18 protein-coding genes are annotated in these 18667 nt (G+C 70.7%); 10 read left to right on the top strand and 8 right to left on the bottom strand.

What is annotated here, in order from left to right; translation table 11 throughout:
- Positions 1-115: 115 nt before the first annotated feature.
- Entirely contained in the window at positions 116-769 is a 654-nt protein-coding gene (locus E1288_RS25970; RefSeq protein WP_132489436.1) for a TetR/AcrR family transcriptional regulator, read from the bottom strand.
- A gap of 121 nt (positions 770-890) precedes the next feature.
- Between E1288_RS25970 and E1288_RS25965 the strand changes: the two genes are divergently transcribed.
- The 4 genes from E1288_RS25965 (at position 891) to E1288_RS25950 (ending at position 3995) form a co-directional block, all read left to right on the top strand.
- Entirely contained in the window at positions 891-1445 is a 555-nt protein-coding gene (locus tag E1288_RS25965) for an SCP2 sterol-binding domain-containing protein (protein WP_235883804.1), read from the top strand.
- Positions 1446-1522: 77 nt separating this feature from the next.
- Entirely contained in the window at positions 1523-2731 is a 1209-nt protein-coding gene (locus E1288_RS25960) for an acyl-CoA dehydrogenase family protein (protein ID WP_132489432.1), read from the top strand.
- Positions 2732-3177: 446 nt separating this feature from the next.
- Positions 3178-3417 (top strand): hypothetical protein, encoded by a 240-nt coding sequence (locus tag E1288_RS25955; RefSeq protein WP_132489430.1) that lies wholly within the window; start codon positions 3178-3180, stop codon positions 3415-3417.
- A gap of 107 nt (positions 3418-3524) precedes the next feature.
- Positions 3525-3995, top strand: a complete 471-nt coding sequence (locus E1288_RS25950) for a pyridoxamine 5'-phosphate oxidase family protein (RefSeq protein ID WP_132489428.1) — start codon at positions 3525-3527, stop codon at positions 3993-3995.
- A gap of 51 nt (positions 3996-4046) precedes the next feature.
- Here the strand turns inward: E1288_RS25950 and E1288_RS25945 are convergent, their stop codons facing one another.
- From E1288_RS25945 to pdhA, 3 genes are all read right to left on the bottom strand, one after another.
- A complete protein-coding gene (locus tag E1288_RS25945) occupies positions 4047-5390 on the bottom strand; it encodes a dihydrolipoamide acetyltransferase family protein (RefSeq protein WP_132489426.1) in 1344 nt (447 codons plus the stop codon).
- A 236-nt stretch (positions 5391-5626) separates the two neighbouring features.
- The gene (locus E1288_RS25940; RefSeq protein ID WP_132489424.1) at positions 5627-6643 is read right to left on the bottom strand and encodes an alpha-ketoacid dehydrogenase subunit beta; all 1017 of its coding nucleotides are present in this window, start codon (positions 6641-6643) and stop codon (positions 5627-5629) included.
- Entirely contained in the window at positions 6643-7860 is a 1218-nt protein-coding gene (gene pdhA, locus E1288_RS25935) for a pyruvate dehydrogenase (acetyl-transferring) E1 component subunit alpha (RefSeq protein WP_132489422.1), read from the bottom strand. The genes E1288_RS25940 and pdhA overlap by 1 nt, the downstream gene beginning before the upstream one ends.
- A gap of 354 nt (positions 7861-8214) precedes the next feature.
- On the opposite strand from pdhA, the gene E1288_RS25930 reads away from it, so the two are divergent.
- From E1288_RS25930 to E1288_RS25905, 6 genes are all read left to right on the top strand, one after another.
- Positions 8215-8874: a GOLPH3/VPS74 family protein gene (locus tag E1288_RS25930; RefSeq protein ID WP_165968262.1), complete on the top strand. Its 660-nt coding sequence runs from the start codon at positions 8215-8217 to the stop codon at positions 8872-8874.
- 56 nt (positions 8875-8930) lie between these two features.
- The gene (locus E1288_RS25925) at positions 8931-9137 is read left to right on the top strand and encodes a helix-turn-helix domain-containing protein (RefSeq protein WP_132489418.1); all 207 of its coding nucleotides are present in this window, start codon (positions 8931-8933) and stop codon (positions 9135-9137) included.
- Positions 9138-9187: 50 nt separating this feature from the next.
- Complete coding sequence (locus tag E1288_RS25920) at positions 9188-9835, top strand: GOLPH3/VPS74 family protein (protein ID WP_132489416.1); 648 nt, start codon at positions 9188-9190, stop codon at positions 9833-9835.
- 155 nt (positions 9836-9990) lie between these two features.
- Entirely contained in the window at positions 9991-11406 is a 1416-nt protein-coding gene (locus E1288_RS25915; protein ID WP_132489414.1) for a M20/M25/M40 family metallo-hydrolase, read from the top strand.
- A 105-nt stretch (positions 11407-11511) separates the two neighbouring features.
- On the top strand, positions 11512-12309 hold the full coding sequence (locus E1288_RS25910) for an ABC transporter ATP-binding protein (protein ID WP_132489534.1): 798 nt from the start codon (positions 11512-11514) through the stop codon (positions 12307-12309).
- Positions 12306-12953 (top strand): hypothetical protein, encoded by a 648-nt coding sequence (locus E1288_RS25905; protein ID WP_132489412.1) that lies wholly within the window; start codon positions 12306-12308, stop codon positions 12951-12953. The genes E1288_RS25910 and E1288_RS25905 overlap by 4 nt, the downstream gene beginning before the upstream one ends.
- 11 nt (positions 12954-12964) lie before the next feature.
- Here the strand turns inward: E1288_RS25905 and E1288_RS25900 are convergent, their stop codons facing one another.
- The 4 genes from E1288_RS25900 to E1288_RS25885 form a co-directional block, all read right to left on the bottom strand.
- The gene (locus E1288_RS25900) at positions 12965-13156 is read right to left on the bottom strand and encodes a PspC domain-containing protein (RefSeq protein WP_165968261.1); all 192 of its coding nucleotides are present in this window, start codon (positions 13154-13156) and stop codon (positions 12965-12967) included.
- A 171-nt stretch (positions 13157-13327) separates the two neighbouring features.
- Positions 13328-13735, bottom strand: coding sequence for a hypothetical protein (locus E1288_RS25895; protein ID WP_165968260.1), 408 nt, complete (start codon positions 13733-13735; stop codon positions 13328-13330).
- A gap of 30 nt (positions 13736-13765) precedes the next feature.
- Positions 13766-15412: a glycosyltransferase family 87 protein gene (locus E1288_RS25890; protein WP_235883803.1), complete on the bottom strand. Its 1647-nt coding sequence runs from the start codon at positions 15410-15412 to the stop codon at positions 13766-13768.
- 79 nt (positions 15413-15491) lie between these two features.
- Positions 15492-18431: a transglycosylase domain-containing protein gene (locus E1288_RS25885; protein WP_132489408.1), complete on the bottom strand. Its 2940-nt coding sequence runs from the start codon at positions 18429-18431 to the stop codon at positions 15492-15494.
- Positions 18432-18667: the final 236 nt, after the last annotated feature.

Genomic DNA, 18667 nt, shown 5'->3' with positions numbered 1-18667 from the left:
CGGCGTGTCGGGACCACGACACACCGACACCTGTGGAGAACTCCCGGTGGCTGTGGAGAACTTCCGCAATTTCAATGGAAATCGGACATTCGATTTCCATTGAAATTGCGGTCCACTAGGGGCTCGGGGTCCAGGAGCGGCCTTCGACGAGGTCGCCGAAGCCCATCCAGACCATGTTCATCAGTCGCATCGCCATCCCCTCGGCGGCGTGCTCGGGATGCTGGAACCACCACTCCACCAGCGACTCGCCGGCCCCGACCAGGGCCACCGCGAACGGCTCGGTCTGCTCCGCCTGCATCGGCTGCGCCGATCCCGCGGTCGCCTGCGCCAGCAGCGCCGCGATCAGGCTGGTCGCCCGCTCCCGCCACTCCACCAGCTCCGAGACGAACGGCTCGCCCTGCAGGTTCGCCTGCCGGTGCAGCACCGTCCAGCCCGCCTGGTTTCGGTGCACGTACTCGAAGAACACCTGGAGGCCGCGCCACAGCTGCTCGTCCGGGCTGAGCCCGGCTTCGACGGCCGTGCTGATCGCCTCGATCAGCCGGGCGGCCTCCCGCCGGATGCAGGCCACGAACAACTCGTCCTTGGCACCGAGGTAGGCGTAGAGCATCGGCTTGGAGATGCCCGCGACCTCGGAAATCTCGTCCATCGACGCGGTGTGGAAGCCGTGCGTGGCGAACACCTCGACCGCGGCGTCCAGGATCTGCCGCTCGCGAACCGCCCGCGGCAGGCGCCGCGACCGGGGGCGGCCGTTGTCCTGACGATCGACCATCTCACCTCTTACGCTGGTCTTTTCCGGTCAGGCTAGATCAGATCCGATCCGCTGCGCCCGCTTGCCTTCGAACCTACTCGAACGTAGTCTTACTCACGAGTAGGTAATGGAGGTGGCACCGATGCCCCAACCCGAGACCGACCCGATCGCGGCCCTCGGCGAGGTCGACCCCAAGAAGGTCGGCAAGGAAGAGTTCGTCGCGCTGCTCGAAGCCGCCTCCGAGATCGCCGGCAGCGGCACCCCGGTCGACCTGAGCGCGCTGCGGCCGGAGCAGTTCGCGCGGCTGATCTCGCGCGCCTCCGACGCCCAGATCGAAGCCGTGATGGAACGCCCCGAGCTGCGCGAACGCATCCTCGACGAGGTGTTCCGGCGGATGGGCGAGCACTACAAGACCGAGAAGGCCGGCTCGATCAAGGCCGTGGTGCGGTGGCGGATCGGCACCGAGGACGACCTGCTGCGCTACGAATGCGTGCTGGCCGACGGCCAGTGCACCGTCAGCAAGGACCCGCAGCACGAGCCGCGGGTGACGATCACGACGCCCCCGGCGGATTTCCTGAAACTGGCCTCCGGCAACGCCTCGGCGCCCATGCTGTTCATGAAGGGCAAGCTCAAGGTCGCCGGCGACCTCGGCTTCGCCGCCGGGCTGACGAAACTCTTCCAGATCCCCAAGGCCTGAGGCTCACACCGCGCAGCGGTGCCGGTTGCGAGGACGAAGAACCAGAGCCGAGGCCGAACGACACCGACAGGACGGCGATGACTTTCTCCCTGGAACTGAGCGAGGAACAGCAGGAGCTGCGCGACTGGGTGCACGGCTTCGCCGAGAAGACCATCCGGCCGGCCGCGCGGGAATGGGACGAGCGCGAGGAAACCCCCTGGCCGATCATCCAGGAGGCCGCCAAGATCGGGCTCTACGGCTTCGAAACGCTGGCCACGTTCTGGGCCGACGACACCGGCCTGTCGCTGCCGATCGCCAACGAGGAGCTGTTCTGGGGCGACGGCGGCATCGGCATGGCGATCTTCGGCACCACCCTCGCGGTCGCCGGGATCTTCGCCGCGGGCACGCCCGACCAGCTCGCCGAGTGGGTGCCGCAGTGCTACGGCGACGCGGACGACCCCAAGGTCGCGGCGTTCTGCTCGTCGGAGCCCGGGGCCGGTTCCGACGTCGCGGCGATGCGCACCCGCGCGGTCTACGACGAGGCCACCGACGAGTGGGTGCTCAACGGGCAGAAGGCGTGGGCCACCAACGGCGGCATCGCGAACGTGCACGTCGTGCAGGCGGTCGTGGACCCGGAGCTGGGCTCCCGCGGCCAGGCCGCGTTCGTGGTTCCGCCGGGCACCAAGGGCCTGGAGGCGCCGAGCAAGATCCGCAAGCACGGGCTGCGCGCCTCGCACACCGCCGACGTGTTCCTGGACGACGTGCGGGTGCCCGGCAACTGCCTGCTGGGCGGCAAGGAGAAGCTGGACGCGCGGCTGGCCCGCGCCCGCGAGGGCGGCAAGGCCAGCTCGCAGGCGGCGATGAAGACCTTCGAGCTCTCCCGCCCGACCGTCGGCGCGCAGGCCATCGGCATCGCGCGGGCGGCCTACGAGACCGCCCTGGAGTACGCGCAGCAGCGGGAGACCTTCGGGCGGCCCATCATCGAGAACCAGTCGATCGCGTTCACGCTGGCCGACATGCGGATGGAGATCGACGCGGCGCGGCTGCTGGTGTGGCGGGCGGCGTGGCTGGGCCGCAACGGCGGGTTCACCGCGGGCGAGGGCTCGATGTCGAAGCTCAAGGCGGGCCGGGTGGCCACCTGGGCGACGGAGCGGGCGATCCAGATCCTCGGCGGCAACGGCTACACCCGGGAGTTCCCGGTGGAGCGGATGCACCGCGACGCCAAGATCTACGACATCTTCGAAGGCACCGAGCAGATCCAGCAGCTGGTGGTGGCCCGCGCCATCTCCGGTCGTCACATCGCCTGAGCCCGCCGGGCCGTCGCGGGTTCCCGCGGCGGCCCGATCTTCGAAAGCCGCTCCCACAGCCAGATCCTCGGCCAGCTCCGCTAGCGGCCCCACCCGGAAAGCTCGGTTGGCAATGGTTTGCCCGGGTTGCGGAGTGGCGCTCGCCACGGTGCGGAATTGCACAAAGTGTGCGCGGGTTGAACAGGAGCGGTGCACCATTTCGTGGGCCCGTGCATCGGCGCCACGCGGCAAGTGCACCATGGGACTGGTCCAAATGGATGAATGTCGCCGGCGGTGGAGTCATCATCCGCCTCGGCGCGCGTCACACCGACGTGGAACGGGCACCTCGCGGTGTCCGGCTGCGCCGGGCGAGCTCCGCGGGGAGGGCTCGGACGGGACGCGGTGGGCGACGACGTCGCGCGCGGCGGCCCGGCCACAGCTTCGAGAGTGAACGGGAGGGCGAAGCGGTGAAGAAGACCACCCCTGACCTGGAGACACCGATCTTCCGGGAACTGAACAACGAGCTCGGCGAGCTGCCCGAGATCGACATCCACGACTTCGACAAGCACGCGTTCGACTTCCTCCGCGAGTACGACGAGCAGAAGTCGTCGGCGGACGAGTCCGCGGAGGCGGCGGAGCCGGTGGCGGCGTCGGCATCGGCGGGCGGCGGATCCCGGCGCGGCGGGCGGCGCCGCAAGGGCGACTGACCCGATTCCGGTTTTGCTGCGAACGGCCTGTTCGCCTCGCACGACGAGGTGAGCAGGCCGTTCGCCGCATCCCACGCGTGTCGGTGCCGCCTGCCAACATGGCGCGCATGACGTCGTGGCAGGAATTCGCGGAACAAGCGCCCGAACTGGCGGAAAGCGTCCGGGCGCGGTTGGAGGAGGCCAAGCACCACGTGCTGGCCACGCTGCGCCGGGACGGTTCGCCGCGGGTCAGCGGCACGGAGGTCGGTTGGCGCGGCCCGGACCTCACGCTGGGCTCGATGCCCGGCGCCAAGAAGGCTCTGGACCTGCGTCGGGATCAGCGGTTCGCGCTGCACGCCAACCCCGGCGACGGTTCGATGGCGGCTCCGGACGTGAAGATCGCCGGCCGGGCGGTCGAGGTCACCGGCGACGAGCTGCGGGCCTGGGTCGAGGAGGCCAAGCCGCCGAGCGAGGACTCACACCTCTTCCGCCTGGACCTCACCGAGGTGACCACCACCGGCCTCTCCGACGACCGGACCCACCTGGTCATCCGGCACTGGACGCCGGCCGAAGGCATCCGCACCTTCAAGCGCGCGTGAGGAGGCGCCTTCCACCGGTGCTGCCGGCGGAAGGCGCCTCCTCGGAACTGATCAGTACGTGATGGCCATGCTCGGGTCGGCCAGGAGCGCTCCGACGTCCGCGAGGAACTGGGAGCCCTGCTGGCCATCGACCACCCGGTGGTCGAAGCTCAGCGCCAGCTGGCAGACCTTCCGGGGCACCACCTGGCCGTCCACAACCCACGGCATGTCGCGGATCGCGCCGAGCGCGAGGATCGCGGACTCGCCCGGGTTGAGGATCGGCGTCCCGGTGTCGACGCCGAACACGCCGACGTTGGTGATGGTGATCGTGCCGCCCACCATCTCCGCCGGGGTCGTCTTGCCCTCCCGCGCGGTCGTGGCGAGCCGCTCCAGCGCCTCCGCCAGCTCCTTCAGGGACATCCGGTCGGCGTCGCGGACCTTGGGCACCACCAGGCCGCGCGGCGTGGCCGCCGCGATGCCCAGGTGCACGTAGTCCTTGTAGACGATCTCGCCGGCCGCCCCGTCCCAGGTGGCGTTGACGTCCGGGGTCCGGCGGGCCGCGAGGCACACGGCCTTCGCCGCGAACGCCAGCGGCGTGACCTTGACGCCGCGGAACTCCGGGTGCGACTTCAGGCGTTCCCGCAGCTCCATCATCGGCGTGACGTCGATGGTGAGGAACTCGGTGACGTGCGGGGCGGTGAACGCGCTGTCCACCATCGCCTGCGCGGTCGCCTTGCGGACGCCCTTGATCGGCACCCGCCGCTCCCGCCCGGCCGGCGCTTCGGCCGCCGCGGGCAGCCCGACGGTCGCACCGCCCGCGGCGGACTGCACGTCCTCGCGGGTGATCACGCCGCCGGCCCCGGACCCGCTGAGCGCGGTCAGGTCCACGCCGAGGTCCTTGGCCAGCTTGCGCACCGGCGGCTTCGCCAGCGGCACGTAGCCGCCCTGCTGCGCCACCGGCTCCACCGCAACCGGCTCGGGCACCGGCTCCACCGCAACCGGCTCAGGCACCGGAACCTCCACGACCTGCGCGGCGGCGGGCACCCGGCCCTTGCGCGGGCGACGCTTCGCGCTCGCCGTCCGCGGGCCGTAGCCGACCAGCGTGGCGATGCGGCCGTTGGACTCCTCGCCGATCTTGCCGGCCCCCTCGGCGGGGGCGGCTCCACCGGCCGAGCCTTCGAGGTCGATCGCGATGATCGGCGACCCGACCTCGACGGTCTGCCCCGGCTCGACGAGCAGCTCGCGGACCGTGCCGGCCCACGGGCAGGGCAGCTCGACGGATGCCTTGGCCGTCTCGATCTCGACGATCACCTGGTTGACGGTGACGGCGTCACCGGGCTGGACGCGCCAGCCGAGGATTTCCGCTTCGGTCAGCCCCTCGCCGACGTCGGGCAGCGGGAAGTGCTTCAGTGCCATCGAACGACTCCCTCAGAGCCTGTTGGCGAACTCGGTCTTGATTTTGTCTTTGAAGCGGCGCAGCCGCTTGGCCCACCCTCGAAACTCGCACCGCCGCGGGTTCAGGCGTCTTCTCGCGAGGACACCCCGACGTCGGCATTCATGATGTCGGGGATCCCACGGCGAGAAGGCGACCGTGATTCCCGCAGGGGCCGCTACCGGCACCGCCGAGCAGCGCGAGTTCGGAGACGGGCCTGTCAGTACGCCAGCGAACGGTCGACCGCGTCGAGTACCCGGTCGAGGTCGGGCAGGAAGCCCTCCTCCAGCTTGCTCGGCGGGTAGGGCGTGTCGAATCCCGTCGCGCGCAGCACCGGGGCCTCCAGCGAGTAGAAGCACTCCTGCTGCACCCTCGTGGCGATCTCCGAGGTGACCGATGCCTCCGCCGGGGCCTCGCTGACCAGCACCAGCCGGCCGGTGCGGCGCACCGACTCGAACACCGGGTCCAGGTCCAGCGGCGACAGCGTGCGCAGGTCGATGACCTCCAGCTCCAGCCCGTCCTCGGCCGCCGCGGCCGCCGCGTCGAGGCAGGTGCGGACCATCGGCCCGTACGCCGCCACGGTCACCGCCGAACCGGCGCGCGCCACGCGCGAGCTGAACAGCGGGATCGGCGGCGTGCTCGGGTCGAGCTCCGCCTTCTCGTAGTAGCGGCGCTTCGGCTCGAAGAACAGCACCGGGTCGTCGCACTCGATGGCCTGCTGCAGCATCCAGTAGGCGTCCACCGGGTTCGAGCAGGACACCACCTTCAGGCCGCCGATGTGCGCGAACAGGGATTCCGGCGACTCCGAGTGGTGCTCGACGGCGCCGATGCCGCCGCCGAAGGGCACCCGCACGACGACCGGCATCTTCAGCTTGCCCTGGCTGCGGAAGTGCAGCTTGGCCAGCTGGGAGACGATCTGGTCGAAGCCGGGGAAGATGAAGCCGTCGAACTGGATCTCGCACACCGGGCGGTAGCCGCGGATGGCCAGCCCGATGGCGGCGCCGATGATGCCGGACTCGGCCAGCGGGGTGTCCAGCACGCGGTGCTCGCCGAAGTCCTTCTGCAGGCCGTCGGTGATCCGGAAGACGCCGCCGAGCTTGCCGACGTCCTCGCCCATCACCAGGACCTTCGGGTCGCGTTCCAGCGACGCGCGCAGGCCCATGTTCAGCGCCTTGGCGATCGTGACGGTCTGGGTCCCCGCCGTGGCGGTCGGGCGTTCCAACGCGGGCGCTGCCATCAGCGCACACCTCCTGCCATCGCGTCGTCGGCGAATCCGGCCAGGTATTGCAGGTAGTCCTCGCGCTGGGCGGCCAGCTGCGGGGTTTCCTCGGCGTAGACCTCGGAGAACATCCGTTCGGGTGGCGGTTCGGGCATGTTGAAGCAGAAGTCGCGCAGCCGGGCGGCGAGCTCGTCGGCCTCGGCGTCGACGCCGTCGAAGAAGCCCTGGTCGGCGATCTGCTCGCGGACCAGGTGCACCCGCAGCCGTTCGATCGGGTCCTTGAGCTTCCAGGCCTCGTGCTCGTCGGCCAGCCGGTACCGGGTCGGGTCGTCGGAGGTGGTGTGCGCGTCCATCCGGTAGGTGAACGCCTCGATCAGCACCGGGCCGTTGCCCTGGCGGCACTCGTCCAGCGCCCACTTGCTGACCGCGAGGCTGGCCAGCACGTCGTTGCCGTCCACCCGGATGCCGGGGAAGCCGTACCCGCTGGCGCGCCGGTAGAGCGGCACGCGGGTCTGGCGCTCCAGCGGCTCGGAGATCGCCCACTGGTTGTTCTGGCAGAAGAAGACCACCGGCGCGTCGTAGACGGCCGACCACACCATCGCCTCGTGCACGTCGCCCTGGCTGGTGGCGCCGTCACCGAAGAAGACCATGGTGGCCTCGCCGTCGGGCTCGCCGACCTTGCCGTCGAAGCGCTGGCCCATCGCGTAGCCGGTGGCGTTCAGGCACTGGTTGCCGATGACGATCGTGTACAGGTGGAACCGGGTGTCGACCGGGTCCCAGCTGCCGTGGTCGGTGCCGCGGAAGATGCCCAGCAGGTCGGTCGGATCGATGCCGCGGCACCAGGCGACGCCGTGCTCGCGGTAGCTGGGGAAGGCCATGTCCTGCGGCTGCAGCGCCCGGCCGGCCCCGATCTGGGCGGCTTCCTGGCCGAGCAACGGCACCCAGATGCCCAGCTGGCCCTGCCGCTGCAGGGCGTTGCCCTCCCGGTCGGCGCGGCGCACCAGCACCATGTCCCGGTACAGGTCGCGCAGCTGCGCGTCGGAGACGTCGATGTCGAAGTCCGGGTGTTCGACCCGCTGACCTTCTGGGGTGAGTAGCTGAACCAGGTCAGCTCCACCTTCGCTCGTGGCGCGCAAACCGGCGATCACCTGCTCCCGTGTGGGTTTCGCTGCGACAGCGGCAGGGGGGCCGGTGGTGCCTTCGGTCTCGGGTCGCGTCCATTGCTCGGGGGACATGCGTGATCTCCTCGTGTCGCGCCGGCCCACCCGCTTGTGGCGGCGTGGCCCGACTGCCCCGGTCGAAACCGCAGGTGATCTGGTGGATCGCCCGGCGTTCCGGTCGGAGCGGTTGGATCGCTCCCCGTCATCCTGGCACGAAACCGGCCCTTTTCGTGAGCCCTGCCACAGGGATTCGACACGACCGCGGTCCGGTCGGCTTCCTCCCGCGTGATCACCGTAGTTCGCCGCCAGAAAAGGCAAAACCGCAGGTCATCGAAGTAATGGAGGTCCGACTAATGCCTTCCGGACCATCGCGGTACCGATATTGCGAAGCCGGTGTCTCCGGCGGCAAAAATAGGACAAACTGGACTCGTGGCCGAGTTCCCCAACCCGCTCGCGCTGCCCGACGAGTTCGTCCTGCTGCTGCACAAGGACAACGGCACCTACTTCGTCAGCGCGAACCCGAACACGGCGACCGCCGCGGCCGAGATCGGCGAGCTGGTCCTGCGGGGCCGCGTCGAGCTGACCGGCACGGCGGTGCGCCTGATCGACTCCGGTTCGAGCGGACTGCCGTGGATGGACCGGCTGTTCGAGGACTTCCGGCAACGCGCCGGACGACCGAACCGGCCGATCGACCTGAGCTGGTGGCTGGCGGGGCGCACCGGCACGTTCGCGACGCATCGCCAGGTACTGGTCGAGCACGGGTTCCTGCGCCGCGAGCGGCGGAAGTTCTTGGGCGTGCTGCCGGACGACCGCTACCACCCGGATCGCGGTGTCCGCGGCGCGCTGCTCGCCGAACTGCACGAGCTGGCCGCCGGCCAGCGGCCGGTCGACGAGCGGTTGGCGCTGCTCAGCGCGGTGACCTACCGCAGCGGGCTGGTGTACCTGCTCGATTTCGACCGCGCGCAGCGGAACCGGCTGAAGTCGATCGCCGAGACCGAGGACCTGGGCAACGCCGTCAGCGCGGCGGTCTCGGCGGCGATGGCGGCGATCACGGCGGTCCCGGCGATAATCGTGGCGGGGGGCGGCTGATCCACTCGGCTGGCTATGTTGGGAAGCGACCGGATCCCGGAGCAGGGAGCGCTTCCATGGCCGAGCCCGCTGAGCACCCGCACGACACCGAAGACCTGGTGCGGCTGGTGCGCGTAGTCCGCCAGGAACAGGGCTGGACGCCCGCCAAGCTCGCCGAGGCGGCCGGTGTGCCGGAAGGCGAGGTCGCCCGCTTCGAGGTCGAGGAGATCGTGCCCGCCGAGCCGCTGGCGATGCGCTTCCTGGCGGCGATGGGCCGCGTCTAGCCGGTCCGATCCGGCCGCGTCGGCCGCGATTCGCTGCGAGACTGGGCGGCATGACCACGCTGACCCTGCCCGAAGAGTTCGCGCTGCTGCTCCAGAAGGACAACGGCTCGTACTACTCGATGTCCGACTACGCCGGCGCAGCGGAACTCGGCGAGCTCGTGCTGCAGCACCGGATCGACTTCGTCCGGATGAAGATCCAGGTGCTCGACGCGAGCCCGAGCGGCATCGGCTGGCTCGACGACTGCATGGGATACCTGGTCAAGAAGGCGGGGTCGGCGAACAAGCCGGTGGCCGCGCACAGCTTCATCCAGCACCGCAAGAGCGCGCGCAAGGTGCACTGCGCCGCCCTCGCCGAACGGGGCCTGATGCGCCGCGAGGAGAAGTCGGTGCTGTTCATCCCGTACGACAAGTACCTCCCCGACACCGGGGCGCGGCAGGCGCTGATCGCCGAACTGCGCGCGGTCGCCCGCGACGAGATCGCGCTGGACAACCGCCGGGCGCTGCTCGCGGCGATGGTGCACGCGACCAACCTGGTCCGGTCGCTCGGGCTGGAGCGGGCGGAGCGCAAGCGGCTGAAGGAGATCAGCAAGGGCGAGCAGCTCGGCAAGGCCGTGGAAGCCGCGGTCGCGGCCGCGACCGCGGCGATCAGCGCCGGAGCCATCGCGGCCACCACCACCGCGGCCGTGACCAGCAGCTGACCGCAGCGGGGTGCGCGTCGGCCGTGAGCATTTTGTGTCGCTACAACAGCACGAAACGCACACGGCCCCGGTGCTGCGGAACGTCGCTCGGGCGGCTGTTTGAGCAGTTCCGGCCATTGGCGACGTCCCGGTCGGCGCGGGCATAGGATCGCGGCGTGGATCGTGCAGCCGTAGCCAAGACCGTTGACCAGGCGTGGGACGAGTCCGTCCTGCCGAGCCTCTCCGAGCTGGTGAAGATCCCGGCGATCTCGCCCTCCTTCGACTCCGAGTGGGTCACCTCCGGGCATCTCGACGCCGCCATCGAGCACCTGCGGGCGTGGGTCGCGGCGCGGCACATCGCCGGCGCGAACATCGAGGTCGTGCGGCTGCCGGAACGCACCCCGCTGCTCCTGGTGGACATCCCGGCCAGCGAGGGCACGCCCGACGAGACGGTGCTGCTCTACGGCCACCTCGACAAGCAACCGCCGGTCGGCGGCTGGTCCGAGGGCCTCGGGCCGTGGACGCCGGTGGTCCGCGACGGCCGGCTGTACGGCCGCGGCTCCGCCGACGACGGCTACGCCGGGTACGCGGCGATCACCGCCATCGAGGCGGTCCGCGCGCACGGCGGCGCGCACGCGCGCTGCGTGGTGCTGCTGGAGACCGGCGAGGAGTCCGGCAGCCCCGACCTGCCCGCCTACCTGGAGCACCTGTCCGGCCGGCTCGGCGCCGTGTCGCTGGTGGTGTGCCTGGACTCCGGGGCGGGCGACTACGACCGGCTGTGGCTGACGAACTCGCTGCGCGGCATGGTGCAGCTCGAGGTCAAGGTGCAGGTGCTCGACAGCGGCCTGCACTCCGGCATCGCCAGCGGCATCGCGCCCAGCTCGTTCCGGGTGCTGCGGGAGCTGCTGGACCGGCTGGAGGACTCCACGACCGGCGAGGTCCTGGTGCCCGAACTGAACGTGCAGATCCCGGAGAACCGGGTCGCCGAGGTGCGCGCCGCGATCGAGGCCGTGCCCGGCCTGGTGCGCAGCGTCGTGCCGTGGCCGGAGGGGTTGCGGCCGGTCGACGACGACGAGGTCGAGCTCGCCCTGAACAGCACCTGGCGGCCGACGCTCTCGGTGATCGGCGCCGACGGGCTGCCGAAGCCCGCGGACGCGGGCAACGTGCTGCGGCCCTTCACGACGCTGCTGCTGAGCTTCCGGCTGCCGCCGACCGCCGACCCCGAAGCCGCGATCCGCGCGGTCCAGGAGCGACTGACCACCGACGTGCCCTACGGCGCGAAGGTGACCTTCGGGCACGCCGAGACCGGGCTGGGCTGGAACGCCCCCGACCTCGCGCCGTGGCTGGCGGCGGCGCTGGACCAGGCGAGCGACGAGGTGTTCGGGGCGGGCTGGCGGACGATGGGCCTCGGCGGCTCGATCCCGTTCATGGGCCTGCTGCACAACGCCTACCCGGACGCGCAGTTCGTGGTGACCGGCGCGCTCGGCCCGGACAGCAACGCGCACGTGCCGGACGAGTCGCTGCACCTGGCCTTCGCGGCCAAGGTCACCTCGGCCATCGCCTACGTCCTCGACGCCCACGCCCGCCGCTGACCGCCGCAATTTCAATGGAAATCGAACCTCTGATTTCCATTGAAATTGCGTCCCTCCGGGTGTCCGCGCACCGGAGGACGACTTCCGAGGGGTTCTGACGTGGTGGTGCGGGAGCTTTCGGGCGTCACCAAGCGCCATGGGGCCCGGTCGGTGCTCCGGGGCGTTGACCTCGACGTGCCGACCGGTGCGGCCGTCGGGATCCTGGGCGCCAACGGTTCCGGGAAGTCGACGCTGCTGCGGATCCTCGCCGGGGTCTCCCGGCCGTCCGGCGGCACCGTCACCGGTCGGCCGCGCATCGGGTACGTGCCGGACCGGTTTCCCGCTCGGCAGCGGATGAGCGCCCGCGCCTACCTCCGCCACCTGGGCCGCATCAGTGGATTGTCCACTGTGGAGGCAGCCACTCGGGCCGACGGCTGGCTCGACCGCTTCGCGCTCGCCGGCGGCCCGGACACCCCGCTGCGCGACCTGTCGAAGGGCAACGCGCAGAAGGTCGGGATCGCGCAGGCGCTGCTGTGCGATCCCGAGCTCCTGGTGCTGGACGAACCGTGGTCGGGCCTGGATCCCGATGCTCGCGACGTGCTCACCGAGGTGATCGGCGAGGTCTCGGCGGCGGGCACGGCCGTCGTGTTCACCGACCACCGGCCGGAAGCGGTGCGGGCGCTGGCCACCCGCTCGCACCGGCTCTCCGACGGGCGCCTCGAACCGCTCGAAGCCGAGGTCGAGACTTGCCGGATCGTGTTGCGCGACGGCGAATCCGTCGACTGGGCGGCGCAGCCCGGCGTGCAGGCGGTGCGCCCGGGACACCTGGACGTGACACTGGTGGTGACCGTGGAAGCTCGGGAATCCTTGCTGCTCAAGGCGATCCAGCAGGGTTGCGCGGTGCTCTCGGTGGCCGCGCGGTGATCCCGCTGATCCGCTACCAGCTGGCCATCCTCGGCCACTCGCAGCGCTACCTACCGCCGGTGCTGCTCTACATCGCGTTGCTGGCCATCTTCTACAGCAACAACGACGGCCCGGCGCTGCCCGGCTTCGCGGTGACCGCGGCGGGATTGCTGATCGTGGCCGGCTGGATGACGATCGCGCTGGTCGACGTGGAGGACGTCGTGCAGCGCACGGTCACCCGCGCGCACGCCGGATCGATGGCCCGGATGCTGGCGAGCGTCGTGCTGGCGGTGCTGTGCTGCTCGATCGGGCTCGCGGTGCTTTCCGTTGCCTGGGCGGAGATCTCGCACGGGCTCGACCACCCGCCGGGCGATCTCGGCATCGGCCTGCTGGCGCACGTCGCGTGCGCCGCGTTCGGCATCGCCGTCGCCCTGCCGTGCTCCGGACTGGTCGTCCGCCGCATCGGGTACACGGTGATCGCGGCGGCGGCGCTGTTCGCGATCGCGTTGCTGGCGAAGTGGATTCCGCTGGCGTTCCCGCTGTTGCTGGCGCTGAGCGCGGACGCGACGAGCGCTGCGCTGCTCGTGCGGTCCGCGCTCGTCGCCGCCTTCAGCCTGGCCGCCAGCACGCTGCTGGTCACGGCCTGGTGCGTCCGCCGCGCCTAGCGCGCGAGCGGTCAGCGCTTCGGCATCAAGACCCAGAGCACGATGTAGATCACGAACTGCGGGCCGGGCAGCAGGCAGGACAGCAGGAACAGCAGGCGGACGGTGAACGGCTTCATCCCGAACCGGTCGGCCAGACCGGCGCACACCCCCGCGATCATCGCCTTGTCGCTCGGCCGGGACAGTGCCATGCGGTACGTCGTCATGCCTCAATGCTCGCCGAGGCGGCGCCGCGGTGCGTCAGGGAACGACCCCGAGATCCCCCTGAACCGGATCCGCCCGCGGACTGACGCCCAGTCCGCCCGCGGGCCTACCCCGGACGCGCCGGTGCCCGCCCGGCGGGGGACCCGGGCGGGCACCCGCCTTCGGCGGGTCGATCAGCAGCGGGCGTGGTAGGTGCGGTTCGCCAGGATCTGCCCGCCGGAGGCCACCACGACCTCGGTCGCCTCCTCGTTGGTCAGCGGGACCTGCGCCGAAACCAGGCCGCCGCGGCCGACCGTGCCGATGGCCCGCCGCTCGCCGTCGACGGTCACCTCGAACGGCGCGAGCCCTTCCGTCGCGCGGCGGATCTCGTAGCGGACCAGCGGCGACGCGCTCAGATCACCGGGGAAGAACGGGCTTAACCACGGGAACGTCGCGGTGAGCGGCGACAGGTCGTGGCAGGTCACCTCGCCCAGGCGGACTTCCAGCGCACCCGGCGGCGTCTCGGCCGACGCGGTCGCGGTGGGCGCGGCCAGCGCGGCCGCCGCGGTGAGCACCAGGGTGAGGGATCGTCGGCCGACCATCAGCGAAGCACCTCCATCAGTGGCGGAAGATCACCGCCTCGACGCTAAGGTGCGCGTCCCCTGTCCCGGCCGTTCCTTACCCCAACGGGCGACACCGGGTAACACGAATCGGTCTCGTGTGCCGTCCAGGAAGCCGCCGCACGGGTCGTCGATCGCGCCCGGCTCCCGACCGCCCCGCATCGCGAGCGCCGCGCGGATCTTGTCCCGCTCCGGCCGCACGATCTCCCGGACGACCAGCACGCACAGCGCGACGACCATCGCGTCGCGGATAACCACCGCGCCCAGGAACCAGCCCTCCGGCAGGCCCTTGTTGCCGGTGCCGAGGTAGTAGTACATCCGCGGCGCCCACACCGCGGCGTCGACGACCATCCAGGTCAGCAGCAGCCGCCAGCGCGGAATCGCCAGCACCGCCAGCGGCACCAGCCAGAGCGAGTACTGCGGGCTCCACACCTTGTTGGTCAGCAGGAACGCCGCGACCACCAGGAAGCACAGCTGCGCCAGCCGCGGCCGGGTCGGCGCGGCCAGCGCCAGCCACCCGATGCCGAGGCAGGCGACCAGGAACAGGGCGAGGCTGACCGCGTTCAGCACCGTCGGCGTGGCGCCGTCCCGCAGCGGGCCGTCAAAACCCGCCCAGCCGGTGAAGTACATCAGCACGTTGTAGAGCGAGTCCGGGTCGGCCGGGCGTTCGTTGTTGAGCCGGAAGAACTCCCGCCAGCCCTCCGGGTAGAGCACGAGCACCGGCACGTTGACCACCAGCCAGGCCAACGCGGCGGCCAGCACCGTGCGCAGCGCGTCCGCCATCTTCCCGGCGCGCCAGGCCAGCACCAGCAGCGGGCCGAGGAAGAACAGCGGGTAGAGCTTCGCCGCGCCGCCGAGCCCGATCAGCACCCCGGCCAGCACGGGCCTGCGCCGCGCCCACGCGAGCAGGCCGGCGGTGCCGAAAGCCGTGGCCAGGGCGTCGAAATTGGTGAAGGCGTGCACGAAGACCAGCGGCGACACGGCGGCCAGCGCGGCGTCCCAGACCCGCCGGCGGCACAGCAGCACCAGCGCCCAGATGGTCACCAGCCAGGCCGCGGCCAGCCAGAACGCCGAGATGTTGAAGTACAGCACGCTGGTCAGGCCGCCCGGCAGCCAGCCGTGGCCCGCCAGGGTCGCCCAACCGTCCGCGGCCCGCGCGTTGATCCACTGGAACACGCCGGTCAGCACCGGGTACTCCATGTACCGGACCTTCTCCTGCGGCGTGTCGGCGTTCTCCAGCCAGGCCGTCTTGTACGGGAACGCGTCGTCCGGCGCGAGATCGCCCATGCCGTAGCGCGGGATGATGTCGGTGTAGCACATGGCGGTGTACTGCTTGCTGTTCCGCCAGTCCAGCTGCGGCCCGTCGCCGGTGTCGTAGGTGACCTGGCAGGGCGCCTTGAACAGCCAGGCCGCGGCCAGCACCAGCACCGCGAAGAACAAGATCACCCGCAGCGGCGTCCAGAACCACTGGCGCCCGACCTGCGCGTGCCGCCCGAGCCGACCGCCGAAGGGCCGGCTGAGCTTCTGCGCCAGCGGCTCCGTCCAGGTCGGCGCGACGCGGTCGGCGGGGCCGAGGGAATCGCTGTCCACCGCCGAGCTCGCGCGCTCGCCGGGGGTCGGCGCCGGTTCGGTGCTGGCGGGCTCGTTCGAGGTGGACACGCCCGGATGCTACTTGGGCCGAACAACGCGGAGGGGCACCCGCCGCTCGCGGGTGCCCCTCCGGGTTTGCTGCGGCGTCCTAGCCGGATGCCCTTGTTCTCGTCGGTGCGACGTTCGGCGGTCCGTCGCCGGAATCACCGCCACCGTTGTCGTCGCAGTTCGGGTCGAGCCAACCGCAGTGGCCCGGCCGCTCCTTGCTGGTGGTCGGCTCGTCCGGCTCGCTGGTCTGGGTCTGCGGCGCGGTCGGCGGCGCCGACGTCGGCGGCGGCGGTTCCGACGTCGGCGGAGGCGGCGGCGGGATGTCCGCGAACTGCCCGATCGTGTCGCCCTCCTGGAACTCCTCGACCTTCTTGCCCTGCAGGTAGGAATCCATGAACTTCTTCCACACCTTGGCAGGCCAGTTACCGCCGTAGAAGCTTTCGCCGCTCGAGTCGGCCAGCGGCTTCGGGCCGCCGTCGTCGTTCTGCATCGCCACCGCGGTGGAGATCTGCGGGACCGCGCCGATCATCCACGCGTTCTTGTTCTTCGTGGTGCTCAGCCACTGGTGGGTACCGGTCTTGGACACCACGGGCCGGTTGCCCGCCAGCGGGACCTTCGAGTGCTCGGCGACCTTCAGCATCGACTGCGAGACGTTGTAGGCGATGTCCTTGCTCTCCGTCGCGCTGCCGAAGGCGGGCTTCGGCTCCGGGATCTCGAGGTCGAACGGCCCGGTCTCGGGGCTGATGGCCTCCTTCACGAAGTGCGCCGGAACCTTGTTGCCGCCGTTGACGAACGAGCCGTACGAGGCCGCCATGTCCTTCGGGAGCACCTGGTACATGCCCAGCGCGATACCGGCCTCGACGGCCCCGTTGGGGCTTTGCAGCTTCGTCGAATCCGGAATGCCCGCCGCGTGGGCGGCCTCGGCCACCTTCGTGGGCCCGAACTGGGCCGCCATGTTCACGAACACGGTGTTGACCGAGTTGGTCATCGCCTCGCGGACACCGCAGTGCGTCGGAACGTCGCAGTGCACGCCGGGCGAGTTGTCGAACTTGTGCCCGGCGATGATCTGGTCCCCGCTGCCGTCGTAGTACTCGCCGATGCCCTTGCCCTTCTCCAGGCCGGCGATCACCGCGAACGGCTTGAACGACGAACCCGGTTCCTGCGGCGTGCTCGCCCAGTCCAGGTCACCGTTCTGCTGCTTGGATCCGTAGTACGCCTGGATCTCACCGTTCTCCGGGTCGACCGCGACCAGCGAGGTGCGGAGCGTCTTCGGCTGGGAGCCCATCACGTCCTGCACGGCCTTCTCGGCCTTCTGCTGCGCGTCCGGGTCGATGGTCGTCTTGATCACGTAGCCGCCGCGGGACAGCTCGCTCTCGCTCAGCCCCTTGGGCTCCAGCTCGGTCAGGATGGCCTTGTAGATGGCGTCCTGCTCCGGCGTCAACCTGCTGTTGGTCTTCCACTCCAACCGCGGCAGGGTCTGCGGCATCGTCATGGACGACCGCTCGGCCTGGGTGATGAAGCCGTTCTCCGCCATCTGCCCGACGACGTAGTCCCAGCGCTTCTCGGCCTTCTCCGGGTTCAGGCCCGGGTCGTTGCTGTTCTTGCCGTAGGGCGTCTGCACCACACCGGCGAGCACGGCGGCCTCGGCCGCGTTGAGCTCGCTCGGCTTCTTGCCGAAATAGGCCCGCGCCGCGGCCGTGATGCCATTCGCGCCGCGGCCGTAGTCGGCCGTGTTCATGTAGGCGAGCATGATGTTGTCTTTGCTCTGGTTGTTCGTCAGCTTGAACGCCAGGACGACCTCTTTGATCTTGCGGATGTAGGTCGGGTCCTTCTTGAGGTCCTGGTCCAGCTTGAGGAACTGCTGGGTGATCGTGGAGCCACCGCCGACGCCGGAACCGGTCGCCAGGTAGTAGACCGACCGCATGATGCCGTTGAAGTCGAAGCCGGGGTTGGTGCGGAAGCTGGCGTCCTCGGCCGCCATGGTGGCGTTCTGCATCGCCACCGAGACCTCGCTGATGTCGTGCACGACCTCCGCCGAGCCGTCCGGCTCGATGCGTCCCATCGGCGAACCGTCCGCGTACTTCAGCTCGATCGGCCGGGTCTTGCTCATCACCGCAGCCTCGCTCGGCGGCTCCCAGACGATGTAGCCGTAGATGAACACGGCGGTCGGCACCAGGACGGCCAAGGCCGCGGCGACGTAGCAGGACCGGCGGACGCGCTGCCAGAGCCGACTGCGCTTCGCTTGGCGGGCGCTCATCTCGTCGTCCGGGTCGGGGATGTCGTCCGGGCCGGCGTCGAGGTCGTCGTCGCGGTACCGGTCATCGCGATCGCCGGAATCGCGATCGTCGAAGTCGTCGCCATTCCGATCATTCCCGTCGTACCCGCCGTACGGGTCGTCGTCGTAGTCGTCGTCGGCGTAGTAGTTGTAGTTCCCCTGCTCCTGGTGCGTGAGCAGCTGCGGCTCGGGGGCTACGCCCCCGCCGCCACCGGCACCGCCCTTCGGGCCACCGGCGGCTCCCGCCGCCGCGCCTGCGGCGCCCATGGCTCCACCGGCCGCGCCTCCGGCTCCGGCCGCGCCCGCGCCGGCGGCGCCTGCGGCGCCCGCCATCCCGGCGCCTGCGGCTGCCCCGGCGATCCCGCCTGCGGCGGCTCCCGCCGCGGCAGCACCACCGGCCCGGCGTCGATCGCTGTCGCGATCGCCCGCCGGGGTCTGCGGGATGTTCTGCGTCGGCTGCTCACCGGGCGGCTGCGGCGGCCGCCCTGGCGGCGGGGGCGGCGGTGGGCCTTGCCGACCCTGCTGCGCGCCTGGCGGCGGCGGTGGCGGCCCCTGCCGTCCGGCGTTCGGCGGCGTGGGGGTGTACGTGGTCGGCAGGTCGAGCTTGCGCCCGCCGCCGTTGTCCGGTTCGCGCGAGTCCCCGCTGAGCCGCTTGCCCAGCGGCGAGTCGTCCTCGTCGTCGTCGAACGACGGCGTCCACGCGCCGGTCTGCTCCTGCGGCGGCTCCTCACCCGGCCACTTCATGTGCTGGCCGGGCGGCGGCACCGGGGCGTTCTGCTGCGTTTCCTCCGAGCTGCGGTCCGCGCCCGGCCACCGGTTGCCCGGCGGGTTCGGCGGCGCCGGCCGCTGGCCGGGGCCGCCCGGTCGCGGCTCCTCGCCCGGCCATGCCGGACCGCCCGCACCTGTCTCTTATACCTGTCTCTTATACACCTCTGACTCCGCCGACGAACTCCAGGGTGTTGATCTATCATTGATAAAAGACACACAGTAAGAAGGTCAGA

Origin of the sequence: Saccharopolyspora elongata (assembly GCF_004348985.1) — a bacterium.
In the GTDB taxonomy this organism is placed as follows: domain Bacteria; phylum Actinomycetota; class Actinomycetes; order Mycobacteriales; family Pseudonocardiaceae; genus Saccharopolyspora; species Saccharopolyspora elongata.
Note: the sequence above shows the minus strand (reverse complement) of the source record. Positions and strands in the feature narration are given on the sequence as shown.

Excerpts from the sequence above, each read along its gene's own strand:
- E1288_RS25970 (WP_132489436.1), bottom strand. The coding sequence starts at position 769 with ATGGTCGATCGTCAGGACAACGGCCGCCCCCGGTCGCGGCGCCTGCCG.
- E1288_RS25965 (WP_235883804.1), top strand. The coding sequence starts at position 891 with ATGCCCCAACCCGAGACCGACCCGATCGCGGCCCTCGGCGAGGTCGAC.
- E1288_RS25960 (WP_132489432.1), top strand. The coding sequence starts at position 1,523 with ATGACTTTCTCCCTGGAACTGAGCGAGGAACAGCAGGAGCTGCGCGAC.
- E1288_RS25950 (WP_132489428.1), top strand. The coding sequence starts at position 3,525 with ATGACGTCGTGGCAGGAATTCGCGGAACAAGCGCCCGAACTGGCGGAA.
- E1288_RS25945 (WP_132489426.1), bottom strand. The coding sequence starts at position 5,390 with ATGGCACTGAAGCACTTCCCGCTGCCCGACGTCGGCGAGGGGCTGACC.
- E1288_RS25940 (WP_132489424.1), bottom strand. The coding sequence starts at position 6,643 with ATGGCAGCGCCCGCGTTGGAACGCCCGACCGCCACGGCGGGGACCCAG.
- pdhA (WP_132489422.1), bottom strand. The coding sequence starts at position 7,860 with ATGTCCCCCGAGCAATGGACGCGACCCGAGACCGAAGGCACCACCGGC.
- E1288_RS25925 (WP_132489418.1), top strand. The coding sequence starts at position 8,931 with ATGGCCGAGCCCGCTGAGCACCCGCACGACACCGAAGACCTGGTGCGG.
- E1288_RS25920 (WP_132489416.1), top strand. The coding sequence starts at position 9,188 with ATGACCACGCTGACCCTGCCCGAAGAGTTCGCGCTGCTGCTCCAGAAG.
- E1288_RS25900 (WP_165968261.1), bottom strand. The coding sequence starts at position 13,156 with ATGACGACGTACCGCATGGCACTGTCCCGGCCGAGCGACAAGGCGATG.
- E1288_RS25895 (WP_165968260.1), bottom strand. The coding sequence starts at position 13,735 with ATGGTCGGCCGACGATCCCTCACCCTGGTGCTCACCGCGGCGGCCGCG.